This window comes from Streptomyces sp. NPDC058620, assembly GCF_042717135.1.
In the GTDB taxonomy this organism is placed as follows: domain Bacteria; phylum Actinomycetota; class Actinomycetes; order Streptomycetales; family Streptomycetaceae; genus Streptomyces.
Window position 1 is genome coordinate 246,746 of sequence record NZ_JBHXQO010000005.1, and the last position, 12,107, is coordinate 258,852.

At 66.2% G+C, this 12,107-nt stretch carries 10 protein-coding genes; 4 read left to right on the forward strand and 6 right to left on the reverse strand.

Annotated elements, in window-relative coordinates:
• Positions 1-4: 4 nt before the first annotated feature.
• Positions 5-2,773, forward strand: coding sequence for an RNaseH domain-containing protein (locus ACFWSK_RS08735; protein WP_383783143.1), 2,769 nt, complete (start codon positions 5-7; stop codon positions 2,771-2,773).
• A gap of 417 nt (positions 2,774-3,190) precedes the next feature.
• Here the strand turns inward: ACFWSK_RS08735 and ACFWSK_RS08740 are convergent, their stop codons facing one another.
• Complete coding sequence (locus tag ACFWSK_RS08740) at positions 3,191-4,084, reverse strand: DUF5655 domain-containing protein (protein WP_383783144.1); 894 nt, start codon at positions 4,082-4,084, stop codon at positions 3,191-3,193.
• 748 nt (positions 4,085-4,832) lie between these two features.
• Here ACFWSK_RS08740 and ACFWSK_RS08745 point away from each other — a divergent pair.
• Positions 4,833-5,090 carry a helix-turn-helix domain-containing protein gene (locus ACFWSK_RS08745; protein WP_383783145.1) on the forward strand — a complete coding sequence of 86 codons (258 nt, stop codon included), beginning with the start codon at positions 4,833-4,835 and terminating at the stop codon, positions 5,088-5,090.
• Between the two features lie 759 nt (positions 5,091-5,849).
• On the opposite strand, the gene ACFWSK_RS08750 is transcribed toward ACFWSK_RS08745, so the two are convergent.
• The 5 genes from ACFWSK_RS08750 to ACFWSK_RS08770 all read right to left on the reverse strand — a co-directional run bounded on the left by ACFWSK_RS08750 (position 5,850) and on the right by ACFWSK_RS08770 (position 9,969).
• A complete protein-coding gene (locus ACFWSK_RS08750) occupies positions 5,850-6,395 on the reverse strand; it encodes a GNAT family N-acetyltransferase (RefSeq protein WP_383783146.1) in 546 nt (181 codons plus the stop codon).
• A 40-nt stretch (positions 6,396-6,435) separates the two neighbouring features.
• The gene (locus tag ACFWSK_RS08755; protein WP_383783147.1) at positions 6,436-7,326 is read right to left on the reverse strand and encodes a hypothetical protein; all 891 of its coding nucleotides are present in this window, start codon (positions 7,324-7,326) and stop codon (positions 6,436-6,438) included.
• 324 nt (positions 7,327-7,650) lie between these two features.
• Positions 7,651-8,856: a hypothetical protein gene (locus tag ACFWSK_RS08760; protein WP_383783148.1), complete on the reverse strand. Its 1,206-nt coding sequence runs from the start codon at positions 8,854-8,856 to the stop codon at positions 7,651-7,653.
• Positions 8,853-9,206, reverse strand: coding sequence for a helix-turn-helix domain-containing protein (locus ACFWSK_RS08765; protein WP_383783149.1), 354 nt, complete (start codon positions 9,204-9,206; stop codon positions 8,853-8,855). The genes ACFWSK_RS08760 and ACFWSK_RS08765 overlap by 4 nt, the downstream gene beginning before the upstream one ends.
• A 16-nt stretch (positions 9,207-9,222) precedes the next feature.
• The gene (locus ACFWSK_RS08770) at positions 9,223-9,969 is read right to left on the reverse strand and encodes a tyrosine-type recombinase/integrase (protein WP_383783150.1); all 747 of its coding nucleotides are present in this window, start codon (positions 9,967-9,969) and stop codon (positions 9,223-9,225) included.
• Between the two features lie 289 nt (positions 9,970-10,258).
• On the opposite strand from ACFWSK_RS08770, the gene ACFWSK_RS08775 reads away from it, so the two are divergent.
• Positions 10,259-11,512: an IS256 family transposase gene (locus ACFWSK_RS08775; protein WP_383783151.1), complete on the forward strand. Its 1,254-nt coding sequence runs from the start codon at positions 10,259-10,261 to the stop codon at positions 11,510-11,512.
• 14 nt (positions 11,513-11,526) lie between these two features.
• The gene (locus tag ACFWSK_RS08780) at positions 11,527-11,853 is read left to right on the forward strand and encodes a hypothetical protein (RefSeq protein WP_383783152.1); all 327 of its coding nucleotides are present in this window, start codon (positions 11,527-11,529) and stop codon (positions 11,851-11,853) included.
• The last annotated feature ends 254 nt before the right edge of the window (positions 11,854-12,107 follow it).

The window sequence follows — 12,107 nt, forward strand, 5'->3', positions numbered from 1 at the left end:
AGACATGACCGAAGCCGACAGCACTGCAGCGGATTCCGACAAGAGGAAGCCGCCGCCTCGCTACGACCACATCATCACGCCCGGCTTCGTAGCACGCCGCGGAGCCACACTGCCCGTCACCGTACACACGGCTGAATTCCCACCGTCGCTCCTGGCACGGCTTGAACGCGCTTGGAACAGCAACCCGAAAGCGCGCTCGCCGTATCTGCCGACCTATGCCCTGCGCGAGTTGATCGAACAGGTGGAGCCCGCTGTCCTCTCGGTCGAAGGCCGACTGGGGGACGGCCCTTGGCTCCACGCCATGCGCACGCCTCAGAACGAGCTTCCCCTGCAACTGGCCCTCGAATTCTGGATCACTACGCACGTCGCGCCCCATCAGGACGACGTCGACTGGCCCACCATCGTGAAACGCGCCCTGCCACTGGAATGGGCACAGGCAGAGGTCGACCTTCTGGCCCACGGAAACGCCGCAAACGGAACAGCAACCCCGCCCAGCAGCACGTTCTCCCTGCTTGCCACCTACATTGCCGGACGCTGGGTGGACGAAAAGCTATCCCTGCCGGGCCATACCGCGGAAGGTTTCTCGGTTCTTGGCCAACTGACCGACCGCGGTGAGCGCAGCGTCTACAGCTGGCCACCACGAGAACTCGACGATGACGGAGCTTACGGCCTTTGGACCCACCGGACAGCACTGCGTGTGGTCTCAATGCCCCACGACAGCCGCCTCATCCTGCGAGCCGTTCCCCACATCGCCCGCTTCGGCGGTACCCAGCCTGCCTATATTCCACGCCGCGGCGACAGCCCTGCCACGGCCACCGTCCTGCTCTACCTGGCCAAGGGTGCACTGCGTGACGTCGAGCGCCCCATGCTGCTCCGCGCACCGGTCACAGTCAGCGGCAAGAAGCAGGACATGCGGTGGCAGTGGCAGCCCGGCATCGCGCGCATCCTGCCCTCCCTCCCCGCCAGCAACCGCTACCCCAACCCCGAGGACATCCGAACTGACCCCCGCCGCGCCGCCGGCGTCAACCGCAGCGCCGAAGAGGACAAGGAACCCACCGCGCTGCTGCTGCACGCCACCGGCTACACCTACCTCACCCGGACTGATCTCACTGACGCCCAACCGGAATTCAGCACACACGGCCACCCTGCGGAAAGCGGCCTGCAGCCCATCGACCACCTCACCCTCTTCGAGAACCTGAAGGAACCGCTCGCCAAGCTGAACTTCGACCCGCTCCCCGCCCTGGACAAGACACCCCAACGCCGAGCCCCTCGACTCACCCCAGCACGCGAGGACGCCCACTACCACTTCGAACTCTGGCACTGCGCACCGAAGACCTACCAAGCAGTCCATCTGGCCCTCACCAAGCTGCTCAACTACCAACACCTCGGTGAACGCAGCACAGAACCCGACGTTCACGACTACGCCGGACCCACCAAGATCACACTGGTCCTACGCAACCCCGGGACCCTCGTCTCCGGTCTGCCGAAGCCACCGCCACACACGGAGCCAGAGGCCCGCAAGGCTCACCGAAAGCAGGAACGGGCGCAGCGAGCCGAAGCACTGCGCAAGGAATTCCCCGAAGCCGACCACATGATCGGCTGCCTGGTGGAGATCGACAAACCAGTCAACTTCGCCATGGCCGGGGAGGACGACCCCAAGCGGTTCCTGAAGGACACCCTGCCGAAGCTGAACCGGCACGTGCAATGCCTGCACCCGGTCACAGCGGCTCCCAAGCCCGACGCCAAGAAGGCCGGGCTGAAGCCCTTCGAGGGCAGCGACATCCGCTGCGAGGACGTGCAGCGTGCCGCTTCCTCGGTGAAGGACCTCCTGCGCTCGCTCGGGCACCTGCCCCGCCTGCCCGCACCCCGCAGCGTCAAGGGCTGCTTCGAACTGGCTACAGTGCATGTCGCCCAGGCCGGGTCATGGATCGTCCCATTCGTCCTGCGCATGGACACCGACGGCAACACGACAGCCCAACTCGTGGCGGCTCCTGGCTATCCGCACGAAACGCCCATTCCCATCGAACACCTGCCCCGGGCCCTGGCCTCCGGGCGAGGGCGAATGCGGCGACGCGACAGGGCCCAGCTGAACGACTTCATCACCCAGGCACTCGCCATCGACTCCCACACCGAGCGGCTCTTCCTCGCCCGGGCGCAGACCCTGCGCAACAAGGATGTGTGGTCCTGGCTGCAGAATCCCCACATCACGCCGGACTCACTAAGGCTCCCTGGCGAAGACTGCGCCCACCCCAACCGCGCCGACGGCCGCGGCCCCGAAGACTTGCCCGGGCTGCGCATTATTCGCGTCAACGAGGAGTCCTACGAGATCCCACTGGCATTCGGCGCCAACCTCAACGACCAGGCCGAGTCTCCCGCCACCGCCGACGGCTCCCCCGACGTAGCGATCAGCGAAGAGACGCACTCCGAGCCGGCATCCGGTGCAGTCGAGCTGCCATACGAGGAGTGGGGCAGGTACTCCGGCGTCGTCCCGTGGAACGATCGCATCTTCCTGGCGATCAACCCAAGGCCGGACACGCATCAGCTGCCAAAGGCTGTCTCCAAATACTCGGCAGACGAGCAGAACGCCACCCGCCACGGAGCCAACCCCACGTCCCTCGAAATCCACGTCTCCTTCAAGCAACCCCATGACCACGCCTCCGACTTGGCCGCGTACGTGAACAACCTGCGTAGGTGCCACCTGCACACGGACACCGCAACCCGCATGCCGCTGCTCCTGCACCTCGCCAAGCTAATGGAGGAGTACATCAACTGAAGCGAGAAGAATGCACACCCGGAAACCCCTGGCCCTACCGCCCGACGTCCCTCTCGGGCCCAGGCCCTGGAGATCCATACAGCAGTGGTGAGTACGGCGGGCCCCAGCGCACCTGCCCACGCACAGAAGCATGCGCGCCACGAAGGAGGCACCGGCGCGCAACAGCGACTACGTGGTGGTGGACAGGTGCCCAGTCATGGAACCCGGGTGTGGGGACCGGGAAGCCCATCACCTGGTCGGCACCTGAATGCCTTCGAAGGAGCGGCAACGTAACGGATGATCGCCGGTTAACCAAACCGGCGATCCCTTGCGTCCGTGTTCACCCACCACCACGACCTGCCCGTACGTCGAGAGGCGCCTCCCGACGACCACAGACCAGTCGGCCGCGAAGCGCGCGCCCGAGAGGCCGACAAGCGATCACGCCACCGCGTAGCTCGCCCGGAACAGATCCTGCGCCCTCTCCACATCCTTCGGCGTACGGAGCTGCACCTCCAGGTCACCCGTCCCGTGGTGACCAAGACCGGACACGTCCCGGGTAAATCCCGGAACGAGGTCTACGTCCTTCAGGTCGAACTTCAGGTAGACCAGGAGCTTGCTCCGCCGCGGCGGACAGAGACAGGCAAAGTTCCGCAGACGCCGATACGCCCGGTATGTCTTGCGCTCAACGCGGTGCACCCCGTCCCCAAGACCAAGCAACACCTCGTCCACCGCGCTCGCCAGTTCCACCATCGACGCGTCCTGAACGTCGGTTGCCCGCGCGACCGCCTGCCGACGCTTCCGGCGCGTTGCCTGTATCCCGCCGCTCACGGACGTCACGGTCTCAAGCCCAAGCATGTCGCTGCCGAAGAGTCGGTAGCGGACCAAGTCGATCGACCTCCGGTGTTCGCTCGCGGCATGAACGTCGTAACGCGTGAAGCCACCGGCGACACAGATCAGACGCGGGTTGCTCCATAGCACCTGGGACGCGGCCGTCACCCCGAGCCGATCGCGAACCAGGTGATCAAATTCTGCCCGGTGGTCCATCAGCCATGAGAGATAGAACAAGCCCTGGTTGATGACGCCGGCGTCAACACCACGCTTGTACTCAACGATGACTGGTGATCCGTTCTCGTCGAGGCCCAGCGAGTCAATCCGACCGCGGTGCGTCGGCCCAGTGCCGTACTCGCTCGCCAGAAACCGAACGCCCAGCAGCGCCTCCATGTGCACCTCAACGAGGCCCTGCACCTCCGCCTCTACCTCAGCAAGATGCGGCATGACTTCAGCCATGCCGCTATTCGTCATGTCCGTACGGAACAGCTTCAGGTCCGACACCCCCACATCTACTCAGAGATCGACAACGTCGGGCGGGGGCAGATTGATTCCATGCGAGACATCGAAGCCGTGAAGAAGGTGTGTATATGGGCCACTCGACCAAGCGGGTCGCCCTCGAGCGGGATTACCGCCCGCAAGCCACCACCGGAGCCCCGCCGGTATCCAGCATCAATCCAGCACGGTGGAGGTGACGAGAGGGCGCATCGCACACATGAATCGGCGTCTCCCGACTGTATAGCGCGGCAGCATAGCGGCGGGGCCCCGGTTACCGAAACCGGGGATCCGCCGCATCCTTAAAGCTCCACCGCCACTCCCTGACCGCCGCGTCGAAAGGCCGCATCACGACAGCAACCCAAGCCTCATCCCAGCCATGGCACGACCGCACCGACCACCGGTGCGCTACGCCGCAGGGGTAGTTGACGCGGAAGCGCACTCCAAGCCCAGCTCCGTGCGCAGCTGAAGCTCCAAGTCGCCTATGCCGTGATGACCAAGCCGCGTCATATCCCTTATCTCATCCGAACTGCCGTCGGTCCGCCGGTTCTCCGGCCGCGCGCCGGCAAACCCGCCGGGAAACGACCAGCAGCCCAATGACCGAAGTTTCGGTGTCAAGTCTCGGTCACGCCGCCCTTCACGTGAACAGCCAGTCCCACCACTCCCCTGCGCAAACACATAACCAGATCGGAGCACCGTGAGTCTCAGGGGTACTTCCGCACCGAAACCCGTCGTGAGAAGGACAGAACAAACACACATGCACCCACAGAACAGCGAGATTCAGGGTCCCCGGTACAGCCCCACGCAAATCCGTGCGACCTGGGGCGGGACCGGAAGCGTGGAGGAAGCCTCGAAGGCGTTTGGATTCTCACGGGCAAAAGGCTATGACCTGGTTCGCCAGGGAAAGTTTCCGTGCCGTGTGCTCCGCATCGGCCGTAGCACACGGGTAGTCACCACGTCCTTGCTGCGGGTCCTCGAAAGCGGCGAGCCGGAGTACAGCAGTGCCCGCACCTGACCCTGCGCACCCTCACAACCCGCCACGCGCGAACCCCCGCCGGAGCATGCCAGTGGGGGTTCGCGCGTGTCACGCCCAAATCACATCGGCGTCACAGACCAAGCGGACCCCGCTGACTAGAAGGCGTCTGACCTGGGCTTATAGGACTGTCCTGGATCAGCTGGACGTCCTGAGACGGTTTCTACGACATGTGCCATGTGGTACCCAGCGACGGGCCTATGACCAGGACCGGGGCGTCTTCTGGCCCGTCAAAGCGGTATTTCAGGGTGTTCGGGGGTGTCTCGCTCACCCGTCCGACCCTCTCATCTGTCACGAGATGTCACATCGCCGGGGTGGGCCTAGCGGGTCTTGGCTCTCTCGCGACGCCAGGTCCGGCGCTGCCGGAAACCCTCGAGAGTCCAGGTATGTGCTCGCCGGCGTGTACTCGTGTCCGTGCGGACAGTGGGTCATCCGGGCACACGCCCTTTCCCCAGGTGGCTCGGGTTGCGCGCCTTCCCCTGGTAGGGCACTGGACCGTAGCCGGATGAGCCCTCTCGGACTGCTGCCGTCCACAACCAACAGCCGGACTCCGAATCCACCTCAATCTTGCTGGCCATTCGGCTCAGCGAGACGCTCGGCACGTAGACCGCGTGGCTCACGCTTGCCCCTCCTCCGCAGCCCCATGCAGGCCGTCCCATGTGGTGGCGGCTCCACGAAGATCCTCTACATCCGGCTTTAATGGCGGAGTCGGGTATTGGAACTCCCGGAATACCTCCGCGATCAGAGGGGATCGAGGAGCATCAGGACCTCGTCCCGGGTGTCGTGGGGCGCGAGGCGGAGGGCCCCGGGCCAGCGGCCGACCTCACGCCATCCGAGCCGGCCGTAGAAGTCCTCCAGCCCCTCATCTCCCCGGGCCGCGAGATGGAGCTGTTCGAGCTCAAGTTCATCGCGGGCAATCCTTCGCAGATCGATCATGAGGGCGGAGCCGACACCGCGTCCGCGTAATTCGGGGTGGGTCTGAAGGTGGTTGACCGTGCCCCAGTGCCCGACGAGGCGGTAGGGATCGCGGTTGAGGACAACCCATCCGGCAAGAACATCGTCGAATCTGGCAGTGATGAGGCGGCTGTGTTGTGGGTGGAGACGGCCGAGGAGCTTGTCCGTGACCGGCTCGACCTTGTCGTCCCGGACTGGCGGGAACGGGAACCCGGCGGCACCGCCCGAGTTGGTGACCGCTATCCAGCAGTCGATCAGCTGGCGTCGGAGCTCGGGGGTAACCGCGCGGGCGTCGGTGACCTGGGCGAGGTCGGGCATGCTTGCGTGGGCCATGGAAGGAGCATGTCAGCGGGGTCTGACATCGGTGCATGGGTCAGGTTGTCGAGGTCCGGCGGCTGATCTCGGCGGCGTAGCCGCCCCAGTCTCCTGCGGCGGCTCGCTGCCATTTGACGGCGACGGTGATGTCGATGCCGAGGGTGCGGGCGAAAACCGCGGTGGGCAGCTCGGTGGCGAGCTGGAACAGCGCGGTCGAGCGGGCCTCCGCGAGCCGGATGCCGAGTTCGCGGAGTCGTTCGCCCATGGCCCAGGCACTGATCGGGCGGCCGGGCTGGCCTCCAGGGAAGAGCCAGGGTGAGTCCGTGTGGCCGAGGACGGCATGGCTGCGGCGAACCTCGACCTGTTGGAGTGCCAGTTCCGCAACGGGCGCGGGAAGCTCGACCGGCACGGCGCCAAGACGGATGCGGACCGCTCCGTCCATCTCCTCGATGTGGTCGACGGTGAGCCGGGAGATGGCAGCGGGCCACTGGGCATAGAGAAGCAACAGCAGTCCAGCGAGGCGGTCTCCGGGCTTGAGGGTGTCGTCGTGCAGCAGGCGTCGGGCGGTGGCCCAGCGGGCTTCGTCGTCCATCGGCTTGGAGGGGCCGTTCCATCGCTCGGCCGGGAAGCTGAGATCGCGGGCGATCTTCTGGGCCAGGGCCCAGCGCACGAAGTGGCCTGCCTCCTGGCGAAGACGGGCGTCCTCGCTGGTCATCCAGCGTTCGAGGTCGGTCTGTCGGCAGGTGGCAAGGGTCAGGTTCTGGCCTTCGAGCCAGTTCAGGAGGTAGACGCCTGCCCGCTGGTGTTGCCGCGCGACCTGGAGCTGGTAGTACGTGGTCTCCTTACCGCGACTGCGACGGCGAAGCCGTCGAAGGAGGTGCCAAGTCGCGTACCGGTGCAGGTTCTTCCGCCCCTCGGCCGTCGCATGGGAGGTGACAAGGTCCTTCACGTTTCGTTCGAGACGGACCATCTGCTCGTCCCGCGTGGGCAGGGCGCCGCTGGCGACGAGGACACTGCGGATGTGCTCGACGACCTTGCCTTCGGGGAGTTCGTCCAGGGCTTCGTGAGTGAGGAGGCGGCGGCCGGAGCCGAGGTCGGACAGGACGGTGGAGACGATGCCGCCAGAGAGCCAGCGCAGCCCAGTTGCGGCTCGTTCGGTGCTGGCCAGGGCCTCATGGAGGGCTTGAAGCTTCGGGGGTATGGAGCCAGAGGCGTTGGCGAGCAGTTCGTGGAGCCGCTGCTTGAGCGTGCAGCGAGGGCACGGACCGGAGGATCACAGTCGTTCCGCTTCCCCGCAGGTGGGACACGGGCGCCAGAGCTCGGTGTCCGGTGCGGTGCAGGGTCCGCAGATGGGGGCTTCGGCGGTGCCGGAGAGGATCCCGCGGAGCCTCCCGCAGGCGGTGCAGTGAGCTTGGCGTCTGTCGCAGCCGCCGCAGCGGGGCAGTCCGGTCAGGCGGGAGTGGGTGCCGGGCGCGGTGCGACCGCAGATCGAGCAGACCAGGATGGGCAGGGGGCAACAGTTGGGGCAGAGAGGGCCGTCAGAGGTGCGGTTCTGTACTCGGCGACGCTTGCCGCAGCCGATGCAGACCTCGACGTTCGCAGGGTCGGTGACCAGGCAGTTCGGACACAACGGCCGTCCCTGAGCGTCGCGGATGGCTGGCTCGCGCCGGGCTCCGCAGCGTACGCATTCTTCGATGCGGGACTTGGCGATGCAGTTGCGGCAGACCCGCTGCCCGTCGAGCGGCTTGTCGATGCGGACCACCCGGCGGCAGCGAGGGCAGGCGGGCCTCACGATCCCGGCGACACCGGCCTCGTGCAGAAGGTCGATGAACTTCAGGATGGCGCGGTGCGGAGCCAGATAGCCCTCCCCGGTCAGCAGACGAGGGTTTTCCACCAGGGCCCAGACCAGTCGCTGGCGATAGTGGGGGCGGTGGGGTGCCGTCCGGCGGAGGGCTTCGGCGACCGCGTCACGGTCGGCGCCCGGGGTGATCACGGCGATCAGTTCGTGGACGACTGTGACGGGATCACGGTCGTCGTTGTCGGGACACATCGAACAGCGCGGCAGGCCCTTGCGGTCCCGGAAGCCGACGCGTCGGACGTTTCCGCAGGTGGTGCACTCGGCGGTCCCCTGCCCGCAGACCGAGCAGAACCAGTCCTGGCCCTTGCGCTGGAGGGTTCGTAGCTGCTTGCCGCACTCGGCGCAGACCGGCGCCGCGATCGCCGAGGCGCCGGTCTTGCGGAGATCGATGAGGAGATCACCGATGGCCCGGGGGGCTGGGGACCGGCCGTCGGTCAGGACCGCGGGCCTCATCGCCAGGGCCTTGGCCAGGTGCCGCGACTTCGCGCGGCCTCCGACGACGGCGGTGACCACGGCCCGGATCGTGTCAGCGTCAAGTGCCCTCTCGACGTCGGCGACGAGGTCCGTGATCAGGCCGATCGGGTCTGCGACGGCGCGATCGAGATGGTCAGCGGCGGTCATGACCGGTCAACACCCCTGATCCTGGCCCGCTTTGGCCGCAGCCCACCAAGTCCCTCCGAACCGGATGACGGGCCGCCGCCGACGGCCGCCTTCTTCGGCTTCTTCACGGTCCCAGCCGCCGCGATGGGCTCGATGAGGTCGTCCATGGTGCTGTCCAGGATGTCGAGCAGGGCCATGAAGATCTTCAAGCTCAGTCGCTCCGGTCGCTCCACGACGAGCCGGTAGACCTGACTCGACGACAGGCTGATGCCGCGTTCGGCGAGCGGAGGGATGAGGTCGGTGGTGGAGAACATCCCCCGGTCGGCCATGACTTTGCGCAGGTGCCAGTGGTAGTCGAGCTTGGCGGCCATCGCCGGGTCCTTCCTGTCAGACCCCGGCGAATGCCGGCGCCAGTGCCTTGTGCAGGGAAGTGTTCATGAAGTCATCGCTGACGTGCGTGTAGATGGCCAGGGAACTGTCGCACTCATGGCCGACCTGCTGCTGGATGAACCGCCGGTCCACCCCGTCCTCGGTCAGATGCGTGACGTACAAATGGCGAAGTCCGTGCGGGGTCAACTCTTTGTGCAGCCCCAGGGCATCCCGGTATGCCTCGAAGCGGTCGTTGATCGATCCGGGCTGCAGGCGGCCCCCGCGCTCGGTGATCCACAGAGCAGGCTGATCGGGGAACCCGAAGCGCGGGCGGACATTCTCGACGTAGTCGGCGACCGCATCGACGGCCCAGTCCATCACCGACAGCACGTTCCGGCGCCGTGGCGGCTGACCCTTCTTCGCCTTGCCGTAACGGACGTTGAGCGTGCCGTACCGGCCGAACTGCCGGGCTCGCGGGTTCCGCCCGAAGTCGACCACATCGAGCTTGGACGTCTCGGTTCGCCGAAGCCCCCACCCGTAGATGACCTTGAACAGAGTGGCGTCCCGGTAGGCGGCGAGGGCTCCCTTGCGCTTGGACTTCACCGCGCGTGAGACCTGGTCGTCGGCGTAGTCGAGGAAACGCTGCAGCTCTTCCCTAGTGAACGGCCTCGCCTCCGGGTCGCCTTCGTAATCCTGCAGGTGGGGGAGGGTATTCCACTCATGACAGATCGCCACCGGAAAGGTGCCGAACGCTGCAAGATCCACAGCAGCCGGTGCCACCGCAACAAGTCATACCCGTAGCTACGGCACGTCAGGGGACTGACATCCCCCAATATCAAGTCCCGCAGGTAGACGCTGACGGGCTCAACCTCCCTGCCGTCACCGTCCACCACGACGAACGGAAGGTGAAGCGAGGACCCCGTGAACCACCGGAGCAATGCTCGGAACCTGTGGATCGGTGCCGGGAGGAACGCGGAGGGCGTACCTTCCCGATGATCCCTTGAAGGTCTCCGAGTAGGCCCGCGTTCGCAGCGCGGGTCGGGAAGGCACGCCCGTGCTGAGCGTAGTGAACGCCGAAGGCAGTATCGCGTCCGGCTCCCTGATCGACGAGATCGTCCGCGAGGGCGCCCGCCGGATGCTGGCCGCCGCGCTGGAGGCGGAAGTCAACCAGTACATAGCCGAGTTGGCTGCCGAGACCGACGAGCGCGGACGGCGCCTGGTCGTACGCAACGGCCACCACCGGCCCCGGACAGTCGTCACCGCGGCCGGGCCGGTCGAAGTCACCGCGCCGCGCGTCAACGACCGCCGCGTCGACGAGGCCACCGGCGAGCGCAAGCGGTTCTCCTCCAAGATCCTTGCGCCGTGGTGCCGCAAGTCACCGAAGATCTCGGAGGTGCTGCCGCTGCTCTACCTGCACGGACTGTCGTCCGGAGACTTCGTGCCCGCGCTGGAGCAGTTCCTCGGCGGCACGGCCGGACTGTCGGCCGCGACGGTGACCCGGCTGACGAAGCAGTGGAGTGACGACCATGCCGCCTTCCAGGACAGGGACCTGTCCGACCGCGACTTCGTCTATGTATGGGCCGACGGGGTCCACCCGAAGGTACGGCTCGGCCAGGCGCACTCGTGCGTGTTGGTCCTCCTCGGCGTCCGCCTGGACGGCACCAAGGAGCTGATCGCGCTGGCCGAGGGGCTGCGGGAGTCCACCAAGTCGTGGGCCGACCTGCTGCGCGACTGCCGCCGCCGCGGTATGCGCGACCCCGAGCTCGTCATCGGCGACGGTGCGATGGGCCTGTGGAAAGCCCTGATCGAGGTGTTCCCGACTGCTCGGCACCAGCGCTGCTGGGTCCATAAAGCCCGCAATGTGACGAACTGTCTTCCGAAGTCCGCACAGCCGGGCGCGACGAAGGCAATGCAGGAGATCTACAACGCAGAGGACAGGGCCCACGCCGAGAAGGCGATCGAGGCGTTCTCCCGCACTTACGGCACGAAGTGGCCCAAGGCCGTCGCGAAGATCACCGACGACCGGGACGAGCTGCTCGCGTTCTACGACTTCCCGGCCGAGCACTGGGTCCACCTGCGGACCACGAATCCCATCGAGTCGACCTTCTCCACCGTCAAGCTCCGGACCAAGGTCACCCGAGGCGCCGGCAGCCCGGCCGCGGCCCTGGCCATGGTATTAAAGCTCGTCGAATCCGCCCAAGCCCGCTGGCGGGCGATCACCGGAGCCCACCTGGTCCCACTCGTCCGGGCCGGGGCCCGGTTCGAGAACGGCATCCTGGTCGAACGCACCGAGAGCCACGCAGCCTGAGGAAGAATGCCCAGATGACCGTCTCCGACACCTACTGCACGAACTCCTACACGGCCAAGGAGTTGGCCGGCCTGCTCGCCGACCGACTCGACGTGACCTTCACCAAACGCGAGAGCGACTACCTCGGCGTCTACTTCCTGGCCACCCTCGCCGACACGACCCGCGTCCAGGTCCAGCCGAACGCCATTCCCGGCGACGACGGGGAAGACGATCTCTACGACGACGAGCACCCCGACGTGTCGGTACTCCTGCTCATCACCTCGCCGACCGCCGCCGAGCCCCTCAACGACGAACTCTCGGCGCTCGGAGGACTCACCAGGCTCCGATCAACTCGAAGCTGAGCAACTGCCGATCCACAAGTCTTAACTATGCTCGACCACCGCGCCAACCTCTGGAACTGAGCGCTTTCCCTCCATCAGGGCACGTCTCACGTCTTCCACCACACCACGCTCCAGGAGGGACCAAGCGATCCGCTTGGTTCACGATCAAGACATGGTGCAGTTACTGAGGTTTAACTCGTGGTGTCGTTACGCAGATCTGATGGTCAGGCCGGTCTCGGCTAGGCAGCCGTCGATTAGGTTGCTGCGGTACTGGA

Excerpts from the sequence above, each read along its gene's own strand:
- ACFWSK_RS08735 (WP_383783143.1), top strand. The coding sequence starts at position 5 with ATGACCGAAGCCGACAGCACTGCAGCGGATTCCGACAAGAGGAAGCCG.
- ACFWSK_RS08745 (WP_383783145.1), top strand. The coding sequence starts at position 4,833 with ATGCACCCACAGAACAGCGAGATTCAGGGTCCCCGGTACAGCCCCACG.
- ACFWSK_RS08750 (WP_383783146.1), bottom strand. The coding sequence starts at position 6,395 with ATGGCCCACGCAAGCATGCCCGACCTCGCCCAGGTCACCGACGCCCGC.
- ACFWSK_RS08760 (WP_383783148.1), bottom strand. The coding sequence starts at position 8,856 with ATGACCGCCGCTGACCATCTCGATCGCGCCGTCGCAGACCCGATCGGC.
- ACFWSK_RS08765 (WP_383783149.1), bottom strand. The coding sequence starts at position 9,206 with ATGGCCGCCAAGCTCGACTACCACTGGCACCTGCGCAAAGTCATGGCC.
- ACFWSK_RS08780 (WP_383783152.1), top strand. The coding sequence starts at position 11,527 with ATGACCGTCTCCGACACCTACTGCACGAACTCCTACACGGCCAAGGAG.